Source organism: Streptomyces sp. ME02-8801-2C (assembly GCF_033793965.1).
Classification (GTDB): Bacteria; Actinomycetota; Actinomycetes; order Streptomycetales; family Streptomycetaceae; genus Streptomyces.
In genome coordinates this window covers 13,402-34,479 of record NZ_JARAXP010000032.1, presented here as the reverse complement: position 1 = coordinate 34,479, position 21,078 = coordinate 13,402, and the positions used below count along the sequence as shown (strand labels likewise).

The window sequence follows — 21,078 nt, the reverse complement described above, 5'->3', positions numbered from 1 at the left end:
GTGACCGTTTGAGCCCGGCAGCCGGGATCATGACGACCCTTTCAATCGAACGACATCGTCACCCTCTGCGACCGCTCCCCAAGATCTGTGCCAGACCCCCCAACTCGTGAACAAAGCCATGCGGTCATGGATCATGCGGCCTGTGGGCCTGTGGCACCTGGCGACCGCGCCCGTGGTGACGTACAACAACACGCAGCGGCCCCTCTCCTCCAGTCAGAGCCAAGACGGTGGCCGGCATCTTGCACCACAATGGGCGCACTATGCTCGGCGCTGCGAGTGGCGAGGAAGCGGAGCGACGCATGATCACAGCCGTGGCGCTGGCCGCCTACGCGGCCTTGGCGGGCGCCGTGGTGCCTGTCCTGCTGGCCCGGGTACGCTGGGCCCACCGCGTGCCGGCCGCCGCGGTCCTCGCGTGGCAGGGGCTCATGGCGACCTTCGTCATTGCCGCTGCCCTGGCCGTGTACCACTTCGTCCTCACCGAGCACCACGTGCACGACGGCCTTGCCGGACTGCTCAGCGCCTGCGGCCTGACCGACCCCCTGACGGGCGACGCGCCACCCACGCTCGGGCATGCTTTGAAGCTCGCCGGCCCCGCCGTCATCGTGCTGATGCCGGTCGGCTGGCTGGTCCGCTGCGCCTGGCGTGACCGGCGCGTCCGCCGACGCCAGCTCGACACGCTCGCCCTCGTCGGACAGCCGGCTCCCCAGTACGGCGCCACGGTCGTCGACCACGGGATCCCCGCCGTCTACTGCCTGCCGGGACGCCGCTCACGCGTAGTCGTCACCCGCGGAGCCCTGGAGGTCCTCTCCGACGGGCAACTGCGGGCCGTGCTGGAGCACGAACGCGCCCACATCGTGGGCAGGCACCACCTCCTGCGTCTGCCCACCGACGCCTTCTGTCGCGCCTTCCGCGGTCTGCCGCTCGCCCGGCACGCCAAGGAACAGACCGAGCTGCTGCTGGAGTTGATCGCGGACGACCGTGCCCTGCGGTTCCACCCCAGGGAGACGCTCGCCACCGCGATGTACGAGGTCGCGGCAGGGCAGGTGCCGCAGACGGCTCTGGGCGCCGGCGGTTCGAGTGCCCTCATCCGGCTGCGCCGCGTCCTCACGCCGCAGCCCCGGCCTCATCGCGCGACGTGGCCAGGCGTGGTGACGGCCGCCGTCATGGCTCCGCTGCTGCCGTTGCTGCTGGCCTGCGGGCTCTGACCGTCCGCACGGGATGCCGCGCCTTGCGGAGCCCGCTGCCACGCCGACCGCGACCGCGCCTGGGCCAAAAGCTCGGGCCGGCACCACCTCGGGCCCGCCCCCAGCCAGCCCGGTAACTGCAGGAGGTTTCCCAGAGTCCGAGAATGCCCACCGGGTGTGCCCGGCAACGGGCGCAACGCAGCAGGGCCCTGCCTTCCGGCAGGGCCCTGCTGGCCAACGGGTTTGCTCCCGCGCCTACTTGAAGGACCGCAGACGCAGGCTGTTCGTCACGACGAACACTGACGAGAACGCCATCGCCGCGCCCGCGATCATCGGGTTGAGCAGGCCGGCGGCGGCCAGCGGGAGGGCGGCGACGTTGTAGCCGAAGGCCCAGAAGAGGTTGCCCTTGATGGTGGCCAGCGTCCTGCGGGACAGGCGGATCGCGTCGGCCGCCACGCGCAGGTCGCCGCGGACGAGGGTCAGGTCGCCGGCCTCGATGGCCGCGTCCGTGCCGGTGCCCATGGCCAGGCCGAGGTCGGCGGTGGCCAGGGCGGCTGCGTCGTTGACGCCGTCGCCGACCATCGCGACCGAACGGCCCTCGGCCTGCAGTCGCTTGACGACGTCCACCTTGTCCTGGGGCAGGACCTCGGCGATGACCTCGTCGATGCCGACCGCTCGGGCCACGGACTCGGCGACGAGCCGGTTGTCGCCGGTCAGCAGGACGGGCGTGAGGCCCAGTCGGTGCAGCTCGGCGACCGCCTCGGCGCTGGTCTCCTTGATCGCGTCGGCGACGGCCAGGACGCCACGCGCCTCGCCGTCCCAGGCGACGGCGACCGCCGTACGTCCCTCGGCCTCCGCCGCGGCCTTGGCCTCGGCCAGCTCACGGGGAAGCTCGATGACCCACTCGGCCAGAAGCTTCTCGCGTCCGACGAGCACCGCGTGCCCGTCGACCACGCCCTGCACACCGAGCCCGGCGACGTTCTCGAAGTTCTCCGGCACCGGCAGGCTCCCGGCCCGCTCGATCGCCCCGGCGGCGATCGCCTGGGCGATCGGGTGCTCGGAGGCGTGCTCCAACGAGCCCGCCAGCCGCAGCAGTTCACTCTCGTCGACTCCGTCGGCGACGTACACGTCCTGCAGGGTCATCCGGCCGGTGGTGACGGTTCCGGTCTTGTCCAGGACGACGGTGTCGACGCGGCGGGTGGACTCCAGGACCTCCGGGCCCTTGATGAGGATGCCGAGCTGGGCGCCGCGACCGGTGCCGACCATGAGCGCGGTCGGGGTGGCGAGTCCCAGCGCGCAGGGGCAGGCGATGATCAGGACGGCGACCGCGGCGGTGAACGCGGCCGTCGCGTCGCCGGTGGCACCGAGCCAGCCGCCGAGGGTGGCGACCGCGATGAGGAGGACGGCCGGGACGAACACGGCGGAGATCCGGTCGGCGAGGCGTTGCACGGCTGCCTTGCCGTTCTGCGCGTCCTCCACCAGCTTCGCCATCCGCGCCAGCTGCGTGTCGGCGCCGACCCGGGTGGCCTCGACGACCAGCCGGCCGCCGGCGTTCACCGTGGCACCGGTGACGGCGTCGCCGACCGTGACGTCGATCGGCACGGACTCGCCGGTGAGCATGGAGGCGTCGACAGCGCTCGCGCCCTCCACCACGGTGCCGTCGGTGGCGATCTTCTCGCCGGGCCGTACGACGAACCGGTCACCGACCGCCAACTGTCCCGCCGGGATGCGTACCTCCTTGCCGCCGCGCAGCACGGAGACGTCCTTCGCACCCAGCTCCAGCAGCGCCCGCAGCGCCGCACCCGCCTTGCGCTTGGACTTCGCCTCCAGGTACCGCCCGGCGAGGATGAACGCGGTCACACCGGCCGCGGCCTCCAGATAGATGGCGGAAGAGCCGTCCGCGCGGGAGATGGTGAACTCGAAGCCGTGCCGCATGCCCGGCATCCCGGCGTGCCCGAAGAACAGCGCCCACAACGACCAGCCGAGAGCGGCCAGTGTGCCGATGGACACCAGCGTGTCCATGGTCGCGGCACCGTGCCGGGCATTGGTGAACGCGGCCTTGTGGAAGGGGAAGGCGCCCCAGACGACGACCGGAGCCGCCAGAGTCAGCGACAGCCACTGCCAGTTGTCGAACTGGAAGGCCGGAACCATCGCCATCAGCACCACGGGCACGGACAGGGCCAGCGACACGAACAGCCGCTGCCGCAGCGAGAGCAGCTCGCCGTCCGCAGCCCCCGGAGTCTCGGCGGCGCTCCTCGCCTCGCTCGCCGGTGGCGGCGCCTCGGCGGTGTAGCCGGTCTTCTCGACGGTGGCGATGAGGTCGGCGACCTCGATGCCCTGCGCGTACGAGACCTTCGCCTTCTCGGTGGCGTAGTTGACGGTGGCCGTGACGCCGTCCATCCGGTTGAGCTTCTTCTCGATGCGGGCGGCGCAGGAGGCGCACGTCATGCCGCCTATGGAGAGCTCCACCGCGGAGGCGGAGGCAGACACGGGGGCCGTGCCGGGAGTCGTCTTCTCGGGAGCCGTGCTGGTCATGCGTATCTCCTGGGAGAGGCCGGGACACACGGCGTCCGTATCAGCGGAGCGGCGCGTCCCGGCGCGGAGGGAATTCGCGTTGCTTGGATCCGGGGCGGACGCCCCGGCAAGGACCTCAGGCCCGGCCGACGAGCTCGTAGCCGGCCTCGTCGACGGCGGCCCGGACGGCGTCCTCGTCGAGCGGGGCGGCGGAGGTGACGGTCACCTCGCCGGTCTTGGCGACGGCCTTGACCTCGGTGACGCCCTCCAGAGCGGATATCTCCTGGGAGACCGCCCCTTCGCAGTGGCCGCAGGTCATGCCTGAAACCTTGTAGACGGTCGTGACGCCGATGCCCTGCACGTCGGTCGCGGCGCCCGAGCCGCAGGAACCGTCGGAGGAGCAGCAGGATCCGGAGTTCGTCTGGTCGGTCATGGGAGCTCCCTCGGGGTGTGGATGCATGGATCTGTCATCGGGAGAGTGCTTCCGGCCCTCTCGATGATGCAAACACTATACCCCCCCAGGGTATTCCTTACCTGTTGTGCCGCCCACACGCGCAGAGCCCAGGAGGTGTGCGCAGATCGCCCGCAGGGTTCGGGCGTAGCGTCGCGCCCCCTCCGGCCACGGCCCGCTGGCGCGTGGCTCGCGGCTGAAGCGGGGCGGAGGGTCTCACGCAGGCGGTGCCGAGAGCGGAGGGGGCGGGCGGGAGGCGCTACGGGACCTTGATCGTCACGCGGCCATCATCAGCAGCATCGCCGACATGGTCCCGCCCATGCCGATGTGGGCGGCGAGCGCCGCCTCCGGGGTGGCACCGAGCCGACGCCGTCGCCCGTGGCGGCCCCGTTCCGCCGTACGTGCCCTGTCCCATACGGAGACCGTCAGCGAAGCCAGGAACACGACGACCGTGTCCGGCATGCTCAGCAGCCACCGGCCCCAGCCGCGGCGTCGGCCGCCCGCGGAGCCGTTGCCCCGGGCGCCGCGCATTCGTGCCCACACGGATGCGGCGATCGACATCAGGAAGTACACGGCGAGCGCGGCGACCACGAGCCGCCAGACGGAAGACGAGGCCCCGGCGGCCTCGGCCGTGGTCGCGTGGGCAGCCATGCCGGGCATCTCTGCCCCGTGCATGGATTCCATCCCTGCCATGTGCTCCGTGCTTTGCGTGCCGTGCGCGTGCTGCCCGGCCGCTGCGTGCTCCATCCCCGGCATCCCGGCCATGGAGTGCCCACCGCTCAGCGCGAGCACCGGCCCGGACGACGTGCTCGTCATGGCCAGCGTCATGATCACCATGCCGAAGCTGCCGATGACGAGGTGCGTCCAGTGCCGCCCCTGCCTCCAGCCCCCTTCGCGGGTGCGCCTCGCGGCCAGCACGATGCCGCCCACTCCGAGGACGCCGAACGCCACGGCCCACCACATCCCGTACCCCGCGTACCAGGCGGCCGTCGCGGGCAGGGCCATTGCGGCCATGCACAGGCCCATCAACAGATCACCACCCGCCGCGAACCGGGCTTCACCGCTGCTGGTGACCATCCTGACCGCGCTCACGGCTGCCACCAGGGCGGCCACTGCCGCTATGGACCAGCTCAGTGCCAGATATCCCATCTCCGCCCTTCCCGCTGATCGCCCTGCGCCGGGGCCGGTGGTGCCGGAGGTCGCCCGGTCGTATAGGGGTCCTCCCGCCCTGCGGGAGGACCCGACTGCTATGCCTCTTAGTACGTAGAGGGCTTCGGGGATGCTCAGGCACAGCGGGAAATTGAGCTGTGGCCCCATTCCAGGGGAAGGGGGACGCTGGAACTCCGCACAGTTGGTGTGCGGCCCGGCACTGCACCAGTCGACTCGCAGATTTACCCCTGGGGGGTATATTGTCGGGCCGCGGAGACGAAGAAGAACGGGAGCTGATCGGGTGGTGACACGCGTGGGGCGCTGCTACGGGCCGGCGTTCGCCCGGCCCGTAGGCCGCTCGGCACTCGGCATGCTGGTGGCTGCCCTGGTCGCGATAGCCGTCCTGGTCCACCATGACTCGACCGCAATGGCCGGCCCCCATGACATGTCCCGCATATCCGTGGCGGCGATGGCCGAGCCGGGAGCCGACCACCTCTCCGCAGCCCCGCATGCGTCGCACTCCCGGGCAGCCGGGCCATCGGCTCACACGGTTGCCCCGGCGGGGCACGTGGACAACGCCATGAACTGCGACGAAGGCGCTGTTCAGCACTGCGGTGCCGCAAGCATTAAGACCACCAAACTGTCCCCGCCGAAAGAGGCGTTTCGCGCTGGCGCCGCCACGCACACGGTTCTCTCCCGTGCCCCCGTGACCGCCCGCTCCGCCGAACGCGCCCCGCCGAAGCTGTCCGCCCTCTCTCAACTGCGCATATAGGCCGCGGCTTTCCCGGCCCCCGGGATCCAGCCTCAGCCACGCGCGTCGCCACGTACGCGATGCCGCGCACTCAGAGAAGAGGACCCACATCGTGAACAGCATCCACCGTCGCTCCCTCCTGCTCGCAGGTCTCGGCATCGCGGGCGTCGGCACGCTCGCCGCCTGCAGCAGCGGCTCGTCGAACACCCCGGCCCTGCTGAGCCCCTCGGGCACAGCCGTCGCCCAAACCGAGAAGAAGCGCCGCAGTACCGGCACGGAGCGGAAGGTCACCCTGACCGCGGCCCCCGCCACCCTCGACCTCGCCGGCGTCACGGCCAGGACCTGGGCCTACGACGGGCAGGCCCCCGGCAAGGAGATCCGGATCTCCGCCGGGGACACCCTCGTCGCCGAACTCTCCAATCAGCTCCCGGGCAAGACCCCCACGTCAGTTCACTGGCACGGACTGGCGCTGCGCGACGACATGGACGGCGTGCCGATGGTCACCCAGGGCGACGTCCGCGCCGGCAGCACTTTCACCTACCGCTTCATCGCCGCCGACCCCGGCACCTACTGGTTCCACCCGCACTCCGGCGTCCAACTCGACCGCGGCCTGTACGCACCGCTGATCGTCGAGGACCCCAGGGAGCCGCTCTCCTACGACGACGAATGGGTGGTCGTCCTCGACGACTGGCTCGACGGCGTCACCGGCACCCCGGACGAGGCCCTGGCCGAACTCCGCCAGGGCATGAGCGGAATGGACGTGGGCGGCCACAACTCGCCGAGCGCCGGCAGCACGCCCGGCCATGACATGTCCGGCCACGACATGGGCGACATGGACATGGACGGGATGAGCGCGTCACCGTTCGCTTCCTCCTCCGGCGACAGTGACGGCATGTCGATGAGGTTCATGTTCATGGGCGCCACGAGCGATCTCCTCGGCGGCGACGCGGGCGACGTTAAGTACCCGTACCACCTCATCAACGGCAAGGTGCCGGCCGACCCGCACGTCTACACCAGCAAGCCGGGCCGTCGCGTGCGGCTGCGCTTCATCAACGCGGGCGGCGACACCGCCTACCGTGTGGCGCTGGGCGGGCATCGGATGACCGTCACCCACACCGACGGCTTCCCTGTCGAGCACCGGCAGACCGATGCCCTGCTGATCGGCATGGGGGAGCGCTACGACGTCCTAGTGACGCTCGGCGACGGCGTCTTCCCGCTCGTTGCGCTCGCCGAGGGCAAGGACGCGACGGGCCTGGCCCTGGTGCGTACGGCATCCGGCAGCGCGCCGTCCGTGACCGTCCGACCGAAGGAACTGGACGGCACCGTCACCACCGCCGCCGCCCTGAAGGCGGCCGACGACGTGCGCCTGCCCGGCAGGAAGGCGGATGTCGTGCACCGCGTCGAGCTGACCGGTGGCATGGAGAAGTACGACTGGGCCATAAACGGCCGCAAGTTCGACATGCGCAACCCGGACGCCGATCCCTTCCTGGTCGAGGAAGGACAGCGGGTCCGCCTGGACTTCGTCAACACCACCGACATGTGGCACCCGATGCACCTGCACGGCCACACGTACCAACTCGGCAGCGGTGGCGCCCGCAAGGACACCACGATCGTGCTGCCGAAAAAGACCGTCTCCGTCGTCTTCGACGCCGACAACCCCGGCCAGTGGATGCTGCACTGCCACAACGTCTACCACGGCGAGGTAGGGATGATGGCCCTCGTCGCCTACCGGGCGTAACGGCGGGCAGATGCGACGAGCGTGCCCCGGGCCTCCCTGGGCCGGGGCACGCGACCCGTCATCCGTGTGATCAGGCCACGCGTCCCAGGGTCAGGAGGTAGGGCGCGTTGAAGACGAGGCTGCCGTCGGTGGCCTTGTGGCGGTCGAACAAGTCCCGCACACCGGCTCTTCACCGAACGCGGCCGGACGCGGACGACTGTCGAGGACGTCGCCCGCGCCGCCGAAGTCGGCGTCCAGGCCGGTGTATTTCACCTTCGGTACGGTGCTCGGACCGGAAACCTACGACTTGCTGGTCATCGCGCGCGGCTGGACCCCGGCCCGCTGGCACACCCTCGTACGACAGCTTCTGCCCTGACGGCCCTGACGGCCCTGACGACCGGTGGCACGGGGCCGGTGCCGCATCACGTCGGACGGCACGGGCAAAATTCAGGCGGTGAGGCCCAGCGTGAGGGTGGTCGCGTCGGCGAAGCCGATCTCGACCCGCAGCGGGCCCACGGTGCCGGGCACGGTGTGCAGGACGCGGGGCGTGCCGCCGCACCAGCGCCGAATGTCGTCTTCCGGGCCGGCCACGTCGATGCGGGTGATGCCGACGGGTTGGCGTCGGTGCGGGGCGCTGAGGACGGGGGAGCCTTCCGGCCAGTGAATGAGGCAAGGCAGCCAGCGCCGGTCGAAGTTGGAGCCGAAGCCCGCGAGCGTGTAGGGCGGAAAACCCGGGCCGTCCGCGGGCGCATCGAGTATGGGTGCGTCGTTGGCGGCGGCGAGTTCGCGCAGACGCTGCTCGTCCTCCATCAACACGAGCCAGGCCATCGGGACCAAAGGCTCAGACGGGTGCGCGGCGAGGGCCTCGCGGTCGAACTCGAGCAGCGGCGGGGCACCTGGCGCGGCCAGCTCACCGTTCGGGTAGTGGATCTCCAAAAGCCCCTGCCCCAGCGGGACGACGAGGTTGGACAGTCCGAGGCCGGGGATGGTGCGGCCGCGGGCAATCCCGAGTCCGGCCCGGCTGAGCACCTGCTCGGCCTCGTCTTTGGTCCGGGCGGCGAGCACTACGTGATCGATCTCCATCGGTCCTCCTGAGACCGTGGGCGAACGTCGGTGTACCGCGACACTATCCACTGTTGGAACTGGTTTTCAATACCCAGTGTGTGATCCGGGCCCGTCGAGAGCCTTCCTTGGCTCAGGGGCGCGAGGCGGCGAAGTACGGCATCGAGTCGAGCGGTGCGATCTCGATGTTCTTGCCGGTGCGCGGCGCGTGGATGGCCTTGCCGTCGCCTATGTAGATGCCGTTGTGCTGGCTGCTGTTGTACCAGTAGATGATGTCGCCGGGCTGCAGGTCCGACCGTGAGACCTGCCGTCCGGCCGAGTACTGCTGCTCGACGGTGCGGGGCAGCGAGACACCGGCCGCTCGCCATGCCGCGCCGGTCAGCCCGGAGCAGTCGTAGGAGTCGGGTCCGGTCGACCCCCACTGGTAGGGCTTGCCGAGCTGGGCGTAGGCGAACTCGATGGCGGTCCGGGCCCGGCCGCTGGCCGGGCCGTTGTAGGTGGCCGCGCTGTCGCTGGTGCCGGCGGCCTGGTCGGCCTCAGTTTCCTTGGCCCTGAGCTGCGCCCGCTGCTCGGCGGTGAGGCTGTTCAGAAGCGTTCGCGCCTCGCGGAGCTTGCCCTGGATCTCCTGCTTCTTTCCGCCGAGCCGCTTGCGGGCCTCCTCCGCCTCGCTCAGCTTCTTCAGCGCCTCGGCCCGGGTCTGGGCAAGCTCGCGCTGCTTGGACTTGAGGGTGCTGAGCATGGAGACCTGGCGTGACGTCAGGCGGTCGACCCGCTCGGCCTTGTCCAGGTAGCTGTCCGGATCGGAGGACAGGAACAGCTGCATGCTCGCATCCAGGCCGCCGCTGCGGTACTGGGCGGCGGCCACCGGGCCCATCTGATCGCGCAGTTCGTTGATCTCCTGCTGCTGGCCGGCCACCCGCTCCTGGGCCCGGGTGGCCTCCTGCTGGAGCTTGTCCTTCTTCGCCAGGATGGCGTTGTACTCCTCCGTGGGAGCCTCCGCCTGTTCGTAGAGCTCCCCGACCTGCTGGCGCACCTCGTCGATGGAGGGCTTCGGCGCGGCCTGGCTCTGCGACGGCAGCAGGGAGACGGTCCCTGCCGTCGCGGCCAGGACGGCGAGCCGCGAGCGGCTCGGCGGCTTCGGTCGGCGGTGGGAACCCATCCTGCGACAACTCCTCTGGTCACCGACGCAAGGAGGCGCTCGTGCTTCCCGGTCGGCGTCAGTTGGGGTCGATCAAGTACGGGAGCAACTTAGTAGCTTAGTAGTTCATGCTGCAATCCGCCCGGGAGAAGGGGGCGGTGTGAGCCTGGTTACCCGATGCCGTGCGCGTACGGGCGGAGACCCGGAGCGGACCCCGCTGTGGCGTGGCCGAGCGGTCTGGGTGCGGCGATCAGGAGCGATCCTGGCGGCCTGCGCCGCGCAGTGCCTTGCGCAGCGCGCTGACCTCATCGGGTGCCATCTGCCCGACGAAGTGGGCAAGGGCGGCGGTGTGGTCCTCGCTGGTGCCGAGTGCCTCCTCCATCAGTGCGGCGGAGTACTCCTCGCGCGTGCGGACCGGCGAATACACCCAGGCGCGGCCCTGCTTGCCGCGGAGCAGCCAGCCCTTGTTGTAGAGGATCGTGGCCACGGTGTTCACGGTGGTGTAGGCGAGCGGCCGCTGCTTGTTGATGTCGTCGACGATCTCCCGCACGGTCGCCGGGCGCTTCCATCGCCACAGGCGGTCCATGATCTCCGCCTCGAGTTCCCCCAGCCGCCGCATGGTCGCTCCCTCGTCACCGCGCTACGCAGGCCAATACTAGGACGTACCTTCGACGGCTCGGCGACACGCCGTGATCAACCCGCTGTCATGGTGCGGAGGAGAAGGGGCGGAAACCGGCCTCCGTGCGGCGAGCTTCTACTAGGCGGCTTAGAGAGACCGGGGATGGATGCCGGCCGGTATCGCGCTCGAATCGCGCACGGGCGGCAAGGGCGTCATAGCCGAGTTGGCTCCGGACGGCGTGGCGCAGTGCGGTCGCCCTCGCTCCCCGTGCAGTCGCCGAAGCAAACAGGCCATGTGTGTGGCTCGTTAACTCGACGTTCCGGGAGGGTTGGTCGATCAACACTGCCGAGCCGTTAGTATCACGGCATGATTACGGCTTGGTCGCCCCGGCGCATAGCGCGGACCCGCGTTTCTGCTGGGATGCCGCGCGTGCTGGCCCTTGCCGTACTGCTGTTTGGTGTCCTCTTCGCCCACGGAGTGCACGCCGAGGGCATCAAGGGGCACCTGTCGACCAGCGCCACAGCCGCCCTGGCGGACCCGGCCGAGACCGGGCACCAAGCCACGGAGGAGCGAACCGCGTTGCCCGTCGTGGCGACGGACGGCCAGCCTGACGGCCACGGCTCACCGCACCCGGCCGAGCACTGCGCCTCCGGGCAGCCGCAGCAGGGGACAACAATGATGTCTCCCTGCTTTGCCCTGTCGGTTCGCGAACCGGCCAGTCCCGGCCTGTCCGCACTCAAGGCGGGTCTTACGGGCGTCGAACTCCGTACGGCGTCGGCGGCGGCGATGAGAGCGTCCGTGGTCCAGCAGGTGTAGCAGCCGCAGACTCCTCCCACCCGGCCGATCGCTCCTGTCCTGTCCGTGCCGGACGGGCAGCAGCAATGACTCGGCCGGTGTCCTGCGCGACGAGACCAGGATCGTGTCCGCCCTTCAGGCGCATCCCGGTCCGGCCTTGTCGATGCCGCCCTTCCCCCACCCTTGCCCGTCGCTGCCCTTCGCCATGAGCGAAGGAGCGGCGGTCGCACGGAGGACCTGTGCCGCCCACGTCCCGTCCGACGTCGCACATTCAGTGCATCCTGTCCGGCTCCCCATGGCCGCGCCGGCTCGTCACCCTGATCCAGGGTGCCCTGCTGCTGGTAATCATCCTGTGTGCCGTCGCGCACGGGGAGACCGAGGAGACCCACGGGCCGGCGCCTGCTGCCGTCACGGCGCCGGCGGCGACGCCGGGCGGTGCGGAGCCGCACGGGCCGCATGCGCCACACGGCGACCATGCGTGCGCGTCGGACCTGATCGTCCGTACGACGGTCCAGGCACTGGACCAACCAGTCGCCGAGACAAAGCCCCTGGCGGTCGTCGCTGCCGGAGCCGTCGTCCTGGGGCACCCGCTGGTGCTTCGCCGTTCCCACAGACGGCGACGACCGCGCACCGGCCGGGCGGCGCTCGTGCGTACGTCCCGGTGGCGCATCTAGATCTCTCGCTCGCAGCCGGCACCGCAGGCTGCCGTGTCCCACCGGTACCGACCGCGGATCGACGATCCGTGGCCGGTCGCCGTGGCGCGCGTGATGAACCCCCCACCGTGATTCATCGAGCGAGAGCGAAAGCATGAAGTCACCGACGAAGACCGCCCTCACCTCCGGCCAGTCCGCCCTGTCGGGACTGGTCGGCAACACACCGCTGCTGCGCGTGTCGGAGCCGCTGGCCCCGGCCGGACGCGGCCTGTGGGCCAAGCTGGAGGGCTTCAACCCCGGCGGCATCAAGGACCGCCCGGGACTTCACATGGTCGAGCGGGCCCGAGCCCGTGGCGATCTGCGTCCCGGCGGACGAATCATCGAGTCCACCAGCGGAACCCTGGGCCTGGGACTGGCCCTGGCGGGCATGGTCTACGGCCACCCGGTCACCCTGGTCACCGACCCGGGCCTGGAACTGTCCATGACCCGGCTGCTGACCGCGTACGGCGCCCAGGTCAACGTCGTATCCGAGCCCCACCCCACCGGCGGCTGGCAGCAGGCCCGCCGCGAGCGCGTCCAGCGCCTGCTGGAACAGCACCCCGGCTCCTGGTGCCCCGACCAGTACAACAACCCCGACAACGTCGCCGCCTACACCCCACTGGCCCTCGAACTCGCCTCCGAGATGGGCCACATCGACGTCCTGGTGTGCAGCGTCGGCACCGGCGGCCACTCCGCCGGCGTCTCCCGGGTCCTGCGGCAGCTCTACCCCGAGCTCACCGTCGTCGGGGTGGACACGATCGGTTCGACGATCTTCGGCCAGCCCGCGCGGCCCCGAGTGATGCGCGGCCTCGGCTCCAGCATCTACCCCCGCAACGTCGCCTACGAGAACTTCTCCGAGGTGCACTGGGTGGCTCCGGCCGAGGCGGTGTGGACATGCCGCCAGCTGGCGGCCTCCCACTACGCCACCGGCGGCTGGAGCGTGGGGGCCGTGGCCCTGGTGGCCGGCTGGTTCGCCCGCACCATGCCCGCCGACGCCCGGATCGCGGCGATCTTCCCCGACGGCCCGCAGCGCTACCTGGGCACCGTGTACGACGACGACTACTGCGCCGCCCACGGCCTGCTCGACTCGCCCCCCGCTGCCGAACCGGAGGTGATCGGCAGCCTGGACGAAAAGGAAGTCACACGCTGGACCCGCTGCACCACCGTGGTCGACCCCCTTACCCTGCAAGACGCACTGCCAGCCGTCACTCCGGACGACGACACGAGCGCCGCGTCCGACTCCCCGGAGGCGGGCCGGTGAAGGGGCTGTTCACGCAGGTCCGTTCGTACGAGCGCAGCGTCCAGTTGCTGGTGGTGAACCAGTTCACCATCAACCTCGGCTTCTACATGCTGATGCCGTACCTGGCCGCCCACCTCTCCGGCACCCTCGGGCTGGCCGGCTGGGTCGTCGGACTCATCCTGGGGGTACGCAACTTCAGCCAGCAGGGCATGTTCTTGGTCGGCGGAACGCTGGCCGACCGGCTCGGGTACAAGCCGATGATCGTGGCCGGGTGCGTGCTGCGCACCGTGGGCTTCGCGGCCCTGGGGCTGGTCGACTCACTGGCCGCCCTGATCGCCGCCTCGGCCGCGACGGGTCTGGCCGGCGCCCTGTTCAACCCGGCCGTACGGGCCTACCTCGCCGCCGACGCGGGAGAGCGCAGGGTCGAGGCGTTCGCGCTGTTCAACGTCTTCTACCAGGCCGGGATCCTGCTCGGACCGCTGGCGGGAATGGTGCTGACCGGAGTGGACTTCCGCATCACCTGCCTCGTGGCAGCCACGATCTTCGCGCTGCTCAGCATCGTGCAGATCCGCGCGCTGCCCGCCCGGCGGAAGGAGCAGGGGCCGCAGGACGGCCATGGTAGGGAAAGCGTGCTCGTCCAGTGGCGCGGCATCCTCGCCAACCGGCCGTTCCTGCTCTTCTCCGGCGCCATGATCGGCTCGTACGTGCTGACCTTCCAGGTCTATCTGGCCCTGCCCCTGGAAGTGCGCAGGCTCGGCGGTGACGGTGAGTTCGGCACGGCCGCGGTGGCGGTGCTCTTCGCGGTCTCCGGACTGAGCACGATCCTCGGCCAGACCAAGGTGACCACCTGGTGCAAGGACCGTTACGAGCCAGGTCAGGCCCTGGTGCGGGGCCTGGCGGTCATGGGTCTGGCGTTCGTGCCTCTGCTGCTCGCCACGGCGGTGCCCGTGCCGGATGCGGGGGCCGGACTGTGGCTGCTCGCCGCGGTACCCCCGACGCTCGCCGCACTGCTGCTGGCCGTGGGGACGATGATCGCCTACCCCTTCGAGATGGACACCATCGTCCGGCTCTCGGGTGACCGGCTCGTCGCCACCCACTACGGGCTCTACAACACCATCTGCGGCATCGGCATCACGCTGGGGAACCTGCTCACCGGTGCCGCACTCGACGCGGCGCGCGTCGCCGGGATGCCGGCACTGCCGTGGGTCTCCCTGACGGTGCTCGGCCTTGCCTGCGCGGCGGCGCTGTATTGCCTGCACTCCACCGGCCGCCTGAAGGCTCCCGTCCCCGAGGCGCAGCCCGCCGCAGTCTGACGACCCGGCCCACAGGCAGGGGCGGGCACCTTGCTGGGTGCCCGCCTTGCTGAGCCGCGCCTTCTGCGTGATGGGTGCCGAACCCGCTGTCCTCATCCGGAGCATGGTCGGCGGCCGGGCAACGCGTCGGCGCCCCGGAGCCGCCCTCCTGCTGGCTCTGCGGCCAGCCGCGACACGGCCACTGGGATCAGGTCGCGCGGGTGGACGCCGAGGGCAAGGTCACGCGGGCTGCGAGCCGTAGTAGCTGAGGAACATGTCGACGCCGCTGGTGATGAGGCGGTCGGTGAGCCCCTCGTCGATGTGGGTGCCGTAGGAGCCGAAGACCATGTGGGGGAAGACCAGCAGCGCGTAGAGCTGGATGATGGCCGCCTCCAGGTCGGGGATGACCAGCCGACCCTGGTCGGCGAGGGTACGCAGCGCGTTCGCCACGGCGGGGTGGTGCCCCTCGGGGCCATGGTGCTGCCAGGCCCGGCCCAGCTCCGGGAAGCGGTGCACCTCGGCGACCACGAGGTTGCGCAGGGCGGCGACATCGTCGTTGGTGCGCACCGAGTGGACCCAGCTACGGGCTGCGTCGAGGAGGGCCACCCGCACGTCCTCGGCCTCCGCCAACTTCTCTAGTGCGGCTGACGCGTCCCCGGCCAGCGGTTCGTCCAGGGCGCACGTGATGACCGCGGTGAAGAGGGCTTCCTTGCTGCCGAAGTGGTTGTAGACGGTCACCTTCGACACCCCGGCTTCAGCGGCGATGGCGTCCATGCCGACACCGAAGCCCTCCCGCAGGAACTGCTCGCGGGCGGCCCGCACGATGGCCTGCCGCTTGAACTCGGCCCGGGGACCGCTCGGGGGTTGCTTCACACCTTCCACGCTCACGGGCAGAGCATAACACCCAACTGAACTGAACAGTTGAGTTCATATGAACTGGACAGTACAGTTCAAGCGCAGTGGTCCCGTTCGACGCCGGCCACGCCCACCGGGTCGCCGTCACCGCGCCCGGCGTCGTCATCGCTCTCGGGCGCCCGCCTGTACGACATCTCGCCTCAAGGACTCGTCATGACCCACTCCACCGCCGGTACTCCGCAGGCACCGGAGCGCACCGGCCTGCCTCCCGACCCCCGCCGCTGGGCCGCCCTGGCACTGATCTGCCTGGCTCAGTTCATGCTGATCCTCGACGTCACCGTGGTGAACGTCGCTCTGCCCGACATGGCGGCCGACCTCGGCCTCGGCCGCGCGACCCTGACCTGGGTCGTCACCGCCTACACCCTCTGCTTCGGCGGGCTGATGCTCCTCGGCGGCCGTCTCGCCGACGCCCTCGGCGCCCGGCGCACCCTGCTCGCCGGACTTGCCATCTTCACCGCCGCCTCGCTGGTCACCGGCGTGGCAGACAGCGCCACGGTCCTGCTCGGCGGGCGCATCGCCCAGGGCGTCGGTGCCGCCCTGCTGTCCCCCTCCGCCCTGTCGATCGTCACCACCACCTTCCACGGCACCGAGCGCAACAAGGCCCTCGGCGTGTGGGCGGCGATCGGCGGATCCGGCGCCGCCGCCGGGGTCCTGCTCGGCGGGGCGCTCACCGACGGGCCGGGCTGGCAATGGGTCTTCTACGTCAACGTCCCCGTCGGTCTCGCCGTCCTCGCCGCCGTCCCCGCGCTCGTGGCAGCCCCAACCCCGCAACCCGCCCGGCTCGACGTCCCCGGTGCGCTGCTGGTGACCGCGGGTACCGGCGCGCTGATCTACGCATTGGTGGAGGCGGGCGACTCCGGGTGGTCGGATCCCGCCACCCTGCTGCCGCTGGCCGGTGCCGTGCTGGCGTACGGACTGTTCGCCGTCGCCGAACGTGCGAGCCGGGCGCCGCTGATGGACCTGCGCATGTTCACCAGGCGCCCGGTCCTGGCCGGAGCGTTCCTGATGCTGATGGCCACGGCCCTGCTGATCGCCTTCTTCTTCCTCGGGTCCGTCTACCTCCAGCACCTACGCGGCTTCAGCCCCCTGCGGACCGGCCTGGTCTTCCTGCCCGTGGCCGTCGCCACCGGCGCCGGCGCACACCTGGGCTCGCGCCTCGTCGGCAGGATCGGCAGCCGCGCCACCGCCGTCGGGGGCATGGTGATCGCGGCCGCCGCGACCGTGCCGCTGACCCGACTGTCGGACACCGGCAGCGTCTACGCCGTGCTGCTGCCGGGCTTCGCGATCGCCTCCCTCGGCATCGGCGCGGTCTTCGTCACCGCCACCACCACAGCGCTCGCCATGGTCGAACACCGCGAGGCGGGCCTGGCCTCCGGCGTCGTCAACACCTTCCACGAGGTGGGCGGTTCCATCGGCGTCGCGGTCGTCTCCACCGTCGCGGCCTCCGGCATCGAGCGCGGCACGGCCGGCGGCTTCACCGACGCCTTCACGGTGTGCGCGGCGGCTGCCGCCGTCAGCGCCGCGGTGGCACTGGTGCTCGTACCGCGCGGCAAGCCGCAGATGACCGGCGGGCCGCACGTGCACTGAGCCGACACTCGCCGCCGGCCGTGCCACGGTCCTGGAGGGTGTGAGGGCCGCCGGATCAGCGTTCCGGCGGCCCTGTGGGTGCGGCTGACCGGTCAGCCGAGGGTCTGGATGAGGTCGTTGCCCGCCTGCTCGCAGGAACGGCAGGCTTCGGCACACAGGCGACAGTGCTCGTGCATGTCGGCGTGCGCCGAGCATTCGTCGGCGCAGGCTTTGCAGGCGGCGGCGCACGCGGTGAGGATCGCGCGGGTGATGTTGGCGTCGTAGCCGGTGTGCCGGGACAGCACGGACGCGGTGGCGTTGCAGATGTCCGCGCAGTCCATGTCCGTGCGAATGCACTTGGTGAGCTCGCCGACCATGCCCTCGGACAGGCAGGCGTCCGCACACGCCGTACACGCCTGGGCACAGGCGATGCATTCCTCGATACAGCGGGTGAGCTTGTCGCGGTCGACCTGGCCCAGGTCGGCCGGGTAGGTGGCGAGCATGTCCTTGACCGTTGCCATCACCGGTCGCCTCCTTCTGATCAATACCGGAGGGCGGCGGGCCGGACGGCCGCGCCTCTTCCACCCCGGCCCCTGCCGGGTTGGCCCTGGCCCGCGGCGCAAACGCGGCCGGGGCACCCCTGTTCCGCCAGGGGTGCCCCGACCGCGTGGGACTGCGTGTTCGGTTCGTCAGTGGTGGGCGTGGACGACAGCGTGGCCCTTGCCGCGGCCGATCATCCACTTGTTGATCGGCGTGGTGATCAGGAAGGCGACGCCGAACCCGCCCAGCAGGGCCGACCAGAACAGCCCGTCGGACAGGTGGGCGTCCATCGCTCCCGGCGTGAGGGCGATGATGGCGTTGTCGACGAGCTCCATCACGGCGATCGAGACGGTGTCGGCGGCCAGCGCGACCTTGATCGCGGACTTGAGGTCCAGGCCCGCCCGGAGGACCGCGAAGAGGGTGAACGAGTAGCCGAAGAGGAACGCCAGCGTGATCGCCAGGACCATCGTGGGCACGTTGCCCCACAGCAGCGCGGTGCCGACGACCATGCCGAGGATCTCGCCGATGGCGCAGCCGGTCAGGCAGTGCAGCGTCGCCTTCACCGCCGTGGCCCAGGACGCCCCCGCGTGGGCGCCGTGGTGAGCGGTGTGGCCGGCGTGACCGTGACCCTCGTGGGTGGTGTGGTCGTGCGGGGTGCCGGTGTGGTGAGAGCTGTGGTCCATGGCCTTCATCCCCATTCCCGTCCGGTGAGTGGCCCGTCCCCGGGGCCACACATCAACCATATACCCCCCAGGGGTATTCATTCAGCGATAGTAACCTCCCAGAGGGGCGACGCAGCGCGGACCAGGTGCAGCCGGAACGGTGGATTGATAGACGCCATCAGTGCCGTCAGCGGCCGGGCGCGCCCCGTCATGTCTCCAGCCTGCACCCAGGGGGACATGAAGGATCCCCCACAGTCCGCATCGAGAGCGATCTCAACGGGATGCTCGTACAGACCGGGCGGGGCCTGAACCGGGACTTCGCACGGGCCTTCCCGGCGGGCTGGCCGACCCTGCCGACCAGCGCGGACGTCAAGGGGGCGCTGGACTTCACACAGGCCGGCGGCAGCCCGGCGGACCGGTACGACACCCTCCCCTTCAACGCCTCCTCGGAGGGCTTCCGCAATCGGGTCGGAGGCTTCATGCCGCGCACGCCGGCGCAGCGGGTCCACCTGCACAACCAGGTCCATCTCTGGGTCGGCGGCGACATGACGCCCGCTACCTCTCCCAACGACCCGGTGTTCTTCCTGAACGACTGCAACGAGGACCGGATCTGGGAGGGCTGGATGAACCGCTACGGCCGTCTCTACGCCCCCGACATGACAGCTCCCGCGGCCACCTTCAAGAGCGAGCGGATCGATGACCCGATCGTCTCCCCGCTCGGCCCGACCGGCACGCCGCGGACCGTCCTGGACATCTCCGCGATCTACACGTACGACGTCTTGCCCTGACATCCGCTGCCGCGCCTGATCGAGCGTCACGCCGGGCGGCTCCCGTGCCCGTGCTCGACGGGGAGTTCCAGACGAACTTCGTACCCGCCCTCCGCCGTCGGACCGCAGGCGACGGTCCCGCCGAGCAGCGCGGCGCGCTGACGGAGGCCGGCCAGACCGTGGTGCGCGCTGGGCAGCGGCAGAGCGGGACGCAGCGGGGCGGTGTTGGTGATGGTGGTGTGCACGGCGCCCTTGCGGTGGCTGACGCGGACGGTCGCGGTCGCCCCGGGGGCATGTTTGCGGACGTTGGTCAGGGCCTCCTGGACGGTCCGGTAGACGGCACGCTGGACGGTGGGCGGAAGGTCCTGGAGCAGATCGGTCTCCAGTTCCGCCTCGATACCGCTGCCGTCGACCAGTTGTTGCAGATCGGCGAGGGACGGTTGCGGCGTGAGCTCGGTGGGGCGGCTGCCGGAGGCGCGCAGCACGCTGACCATGTGCCGCAGTTCCTCCAGGGTCTGGACGCTGAGCCGGCGGATGGTGGCGGCGGCCTCCTTGGTGCCGGCGTCCCGGGTGGCCACCTGCAGGGCACCGGCCTGTACGGCGATGAGGCTGACCTGGTGGGAGACCACGTCATGCATCTCGCGGGCCAACTGGGCGCGTTCCTTCGCCAGGACGCTCTGGGCGGTCAGCAGACGCTCGTGCTCGCGGGCTTCGGAGATCTCCGCGAGACGCAGGGACAACTCGCGCCGGGCCTGGACGAGTTGGCCAAGGAAGACCGGAGCGACCGCGGTGGCCATCGTGTACGTGAAGTGGATCAAGCTGTAGGTGTCGGAAAGGTCGCCGGAGTCCACATCGGTCCACGGCCAGGGCAGGAAGTCGCAGACCGCGAAGGCCATGGCGCAGCCGGCGAGCAGGGCGCGACGGCGGCTGAGCGAGGAGAGCGTGTACAGCGCGGCCAGCGTCGCGAACACCGCGTCGGTGACCGCGGCGGCCGGCAGCGTGAGGGCCAACGTCGCCAACGGCAGCCGCCGACGCAGCGCGAGGGAGGCAGTCGCCAGCAGGGCGCAGGTGAAGGCCAGCCGTTCCTCGGTGTCGACGTTGGCCCACAGGTCGGCCAGTGAGGCCCCGATGAGGACTGCGTCTGCCGCCAGGCCGCGGCGGTCGCGAGGGCTCACGGGCCGTCCCCGTTCCTGGACGGCCTCAGCAGTCCGGCGCGCTCCGCGATCAGTGCGGCCTGGACTCGGCTGCTTACCTCCAACTTGCCGAAGACCGTGCTGACATGGCCTTTCACCGTGCCGACGCTCAGGTGCAGGCGGTCGCCGATGTCGGAGTTGGCGAGCCCTTCGGCCATGAGGAGGAGGACGGCACGTTCGCGGGCGGTCAGCCGTTCGGTGAGGCGCGCCGCGGCAGGTTCGGCGGCCCCGCTGTCCAGGTAGCCGTCCACCACCGTGCGGGTGACCGTGGCGGACAGCACCGTGTCGCCGTCGGCCAAGGCGGCTACCAGGACGGGCAGTTGTTCGGGGTCGGTGTCCTTCAGCAGGAAGCCGGCCGCCCCGGAGCGCAGCGCGGTGGCCACGTACTCGTCGGTGTCGAAGGTGGTGAGCATGGCCACCACGGGCGGGTCCGGCCTGCGGCGGAGCTCGCCCAGGACGGTGAGTCCGTCGACGTCCGGCATCCGGATGTCCAGCAGGACAACGTCCGGCCGTAAGTCACCCACGGCCCGGACGGCTTGTCCACCGGACACCGCCGCCACGACCTCGATGCCCTGCGCGGCATTCAGGATGTGTGTGAAGCCCGTGCGGACAAGGGCCTCGTCGTCTACCACCACTACCCGGATCACGTGCGCTCCGCCTCTCGCATGTCAGTCAATTTCGATAGGTAGCACGCAAATAGGCCCGCGTCTGCCACGGGATACATCTCCTGCCGTCGGCCACGTGGTCACCGGCCGGTCGGCGGGGGCGGTTTCGGCCGACTGGCCGGGGTGCTTCGGAAAGGCGCCGGGTGGGATGCAGGGCGCGTTGCGC

Annotated in this window: 20 protein-coding genes; 9 read left to right on the top strand and 11 right to left on the bottom strand. The window is 70.6% G+C overall.

All coding sequences use genetic code 11. The features are described 5' to 3' along the window. Positions 1–299: 299 nt before the first annotated feature. Positions 300–1,205: a M56 family metallopeptidase gene (locus tag PV396_RS43165; protein ID WP_319213848.1), complete on the top strand. Its 906-nt coding sequence runs from the start codon at positions 300–302 to the stop codon at positions 1,203–1,205. Between the two features lie 234 nt (positions 1,206–1,439). Here PV396_RS43165 and PV396_RS43160 read toward each other — a convergent pair whose 3' ends face one another. The 3 genes from PV396_RS43160 to PV396_RS43150 all read right to left on the bottom strand — a co-directional run bounded on the left by PV396_RS43160 (position 1,440) and on the right by PV396_RS43150 (position 5,298). Then, positions 1,440–3,719 (bottom strand): heavy metal translocating P-type ATPase, encoded by a 2,280-nt coding sequence (locus PV396_RS43160; protein WP_319213847.1) that lies wholly within the window; start codon positions 3,717–3,719, stop codon positions 1,440–1,442. A gap of 115 nt (positions 3,720–3,834) precedes the next feature. Further along, positions 3,835–4,131 (bottom strand): heavy-metal-associated domain-containing protein, encoded by a 297-nt coding sequence (locus tag PV396_RS43155; RefSeq protein ID WP_319213846.1) that lies wholly within the window; start codon positions 4,129–4,131, stop codon positions 3,835–3,837. Positions 4,132–4,425: 294 nt separating this feature from the next. Continuing rightward, the gene (locus PV396_RS43150; RefSeq protein WP_319213845.1) at positions 4,426–5,298 is read right to left on the bottom strand and encodes a DUF5134 domain-containing protein; all 873 of its coding nucleotides are present in this window, start codon (positions 5,296–5,298) and stop codon (positions 4,426–4,428) included. A 301-nt stretch (positions 5,299–5,599) separates the two neighbouring features. On the opposite strand from PV396_RS43150, the gene PV396_RS43145 reads away from it, so the two are divergent. Next, positions 5,600–6,070 carry a hypothetical protein gene (locus PV396_RS43145; RefSeq protein ID WP_319213844.1) on the top strand — a complete coding sequence of 157 codons (471 nt, stop codon included), beginning with the start codon at positions 5,600–5,602 and terminating at the stop codon, positions 6,068–6,070. Positions 6,071–6,161: 91 nt separating this feature from the next. After that, positions 6,162–7,787 carry a multicopper oxidase family protein gene (locus PV396_RS43140; RefSeq protein WP_319213843.1) on the top strand — a complete coding sequence of 542 codons (1,626 nt, stop codon included), beginning with the start codon at positions 6,162–6,164 and terminating at the stop codon, positions 7,785–7,787. Between the two features lie 426 nt (positions 7,788–8,213). Here the strand turns inward: PV396_RS43140 and PV396_RS43135 are convergent, their stop codons facing one another. From PV396_RS43135 to PV396_RS43125, 3 genes are all read right to left on the bottom strand, one after another. Continuing rightward, positions 8,214–8,849 carry a VOC family protein gene (locus PV396_RS43135; RefSeq protein ID WP_319213842.1) on the bottom strand — a complete coding sequence of 212 codons (636 nt, stop codon included), beginning with the start codon at positions 8,847–8,849 and terminating at the stop codon, positions 8,214–8,216. Between the two features lie 112 nt (positions 8,850–8,961). Beyond that, the gene (locus PV396_RS43130; protein ID WP_319213841.1) at positions 8,962–9,987 is read right to left on the bottom strand and encodes an NlpC/P60 family protein; all 1,026 of its coding nucleotides are present in this window, start codon (positions 9,985–9,987) and stop codon (positions 8,962–8,964) included. Between the two features lie 229 nt (positions 9,988–10,216). Next, positions 10,217–10,585, bottom strand: a complete 369-nt coding sequence (locus PV396_RS43125; protein WP_319213840.1) for a BlaI/MecI/CopY family transcriptional regulator — start codon at positions 10,583–10,585, stop codon at positions 10,217–10,219. Between the two features lie 420 nt (positions 10,586–11,005). Here PV396_RS43125 and PV396_RS43120 point away from each other — a divergent pair, with 420 nt between their 5' ends. The 4 genes from PV396_RS43120 (at position 11,006) to PV396_RS43105 (ending at position 14,625) form a co-directional block, all read left to right on the top strand. Beyond that, on the top strand, positions 11,006–11,401 hold the full coding sequence (locus PV396_RS43120) for a hypothetical protein (RefSeq protein ID WP_319213839.1): 396 nt from the start codon (positions 11,006–11,008) through the stop codon (positions 11,399–11,401). 218 nt (positions 11,402–11,619) lie between these two features. Further along, positions 11,620–12,054, top strand: a complete 435-nt coding sequence (locus PV396_RS43115) for a hypothetical protein (RefSeq protein ID WP_319213837.1) — start codon at positions 11,620–11,622, stop codon at positions 12,052–12,054. A gap of 133 nt (positions 12,055–12,187) precedes the next feature. Further along, entirely contained in the window at positions 12,188–13,333 is a 1,146-nt protein-coding gene (locus PV396_RS43110; protein WP_319213836.1) for a PLP-dependent cysteine synthase family protein, read from the top strand. Continuing rightward, entirely contained in the window at positions 13,330–14,625 is a 1,296-nt protein-coding gene (locus tag PV396_RS43105) for an MFS transporter (RefSeq protein ID WP_319213835.1), read from the top strand. The genes PV396_RS43110 and PV396_RS43105 overlap by 4 nt, the downstream gene beginning before the upstream one ends. A gap of 219 nt (positions 14,626–14,844) precedes the next feature. Here the strand turns inward: PV396_RS43105 and PV396_RS43100 are convergent, their stop codons facing one another. Continuing rightward, a complete protein-coding gene (locus tag PV396_RS43100) occupies positions 14,845–15,492 on the bottom strand; it encodes a TetR/AcrR family transcriptional regulator (RefSeq protein WP_319213834.1) in 648 nt (215 codons plus the stop codon). 180 nt (positions 15,493–15,672) lie between these two features. On the opposite strand from PV396_RS43100, the gene PV396_RS43095 reads away from it, so the two are divergent. After that, a complete protein-coding gene (locus PV396_RS43095; protein ID WP_319213833.1) occupies positions 15,673–17,106 on the top strand; it encodes an MFS transporter in 1,434 nt (477 codons plus the stop codon). Positions 17,107–17,198: 92 nt separating this feature from the next. Here PV396_RS43095 and PV396_RS43090 read toward each other — a convergent pair whose 3' ends face one another. Together PV396_RS43090 and PV396_RS43085 are read right to left on the bottom strand one after the other, a co-directional pair. Continuing rightward, positions 17,199–17,606, bottom strand: coding sequence for a four-helix bundle copper-binding protein (locus PV396_RS43090; RefSeq protein WP_319213832.1), 408 nt, complete (start codon positions 17,604–17,606; stop codon positions 17,199–17,201). A 168-nt stretch (positions 17,607–17,774) separates the two neighbouring features. After that, complete coding sequence (locus PV396_RS43085) at positions 17,775–18,308, bottom strand: DUF4396 domain-containing protein (protein WP_319213831.1); 534 nt, start codon at positions 18,306–18,308, stop codon at positions 17,775–17,777. 260 nt (positions 18,309–18,568) lie between these two features. Between PV396_RS43085 and PV396_RS43080 the strand changes: the two genes are divergently transcribed. Further along, on the top strand, positions 18,569–19,075 hold the full coding sequence (locus PV396_RS43080) for a tyrosinase family protein (protein ID WP_319213830.1): 507 nt from the start codon (positions 18,569–18,571) through the stop codon (positions 19,073–19,075). A gap of 26 nt (positions 19,076–19,101) precedes the next feature. Here PV396_RS43080 and PV396_RS43075 read toward each other — a convergent pair whose 3' ends face one another. Together PV396_RS43075 and PV396_RS43070 are read right to left on the bottom strand one after the other, a co-directional pair. Next, positions 19,102–20,229 carry a sensor histidine kinase gene (locus tag PV396_RS43075; RefSeq protein WP_319213829.1) on the bottom strand — a complete coding sequence of 376 codons (1,128 nt, stop codon included), beginning with the start codon at positions 20,227–20,229 and terminating at the stop codon, positions 19,102–19,104. Beyond that, positions 20,226–20,894, bottom strand: coding sequence for a response regulator transcription factor (locus PV396_RS43070; RefSeq protein WP_319213828.1), 669 nt, complete (start codon positions 20,892–20,894; stop codon positions 20,226–20,228). The genes PV396_RS43075 and PV396_RS43070 overlap by 4 nt, the downstream gene beginning before the upstream one ends. Positions 20,895–21,078: the final 184 nt, after the last annotated feature.

Coding starts and splice junctions, on each gene's coding strand:
- PV396_RS43165 (WP_319213848.1), top strand. CDS start 300: ATGATCACAGCCGTGGCGCTGGCCGCCTACGCGGCCTTGGCGGGCGCC.
- PV396_RS43160 (WP_319213847.1), bottom strand. CDS start 3,719: ATGACCAGCACGGCTCCCGAGAAGACGACTCCCGGCACGGCCCCCGTG.
- PV396_RS43155 (WP_319213846.1), bottom strand. CDS start 4,131: ATGACCGACCAGACGAACTCCGGATCCTGCTGCTCCTCCGACGGTTCC.
- PV396_RS43150 (WP_319213845.1), bottom strand. CDS start 5,298: ATGGGATATCTGGCACTGAGCTGGTCCATAGCGGCAGTGGCCGCCCTG.
- PV396_RS43135 (WP_319213842.1), bottom strand. CDS start 8,849: ATGGAGATCGATCACGTAGTGCTCGCCGCCCGGACCAAAGACGAGGCC.
- PV396_RS43130 (WP_319213841.1), bottom strand. CDS start 9,987: ATGGGTTCCCACCGCCGACCGAAGCCGCCGAGCCGCTCGCGGCTCGCC.
- PV396_RS43125 (WP_319213840.1), bottom strand. CDS start 10,585: ATGCGGCGGCTGGGGGAACTCGAGGCGGAGATCATGGACCGCCTGTGG.
- PV396_RS43120 (WP_319213839.1), top strand. CDS start 11,006: ATGCCGCGCGTGCTGGCCCTTGCCGTACTGCTGTTTGGTGTCCTCTTC.
- PV396_RS43110 (WP_319213836.1), top strand. CDS start 12,188: ATGAAGTCACCGACGAAGACCGCCCTCACCTCCGGCCAGTCCGCCCTG.
- PV396_RS43095 (WP_319213833.1), top strand. CDS start 15,673: ATGACCCACTCCACCGCCGGTACTCCGCAGGCACCGGAGCGCACCGGC.
- PV396_RS43090 (WP_319213832.1), bottom strand. CDS start 17,606: ATGGCAACGGTCAAGGACATGCTCGCCACCTACCCGGCCGACCTGGGC.
- PV396_RS43085 (WP_319213831.1), bottom strand. CDS start 18,308: ATGGACCACAGCTCTCACCACACCGGCACCCCGCACGACCACACCACC.
- PV396_RS43080 (WP_319213830.1), top strand. CDS start 18,569: ATGCTCGTACAGACCGGGCGGGGCCTGAACCGGGACTTCGCACGGGCC.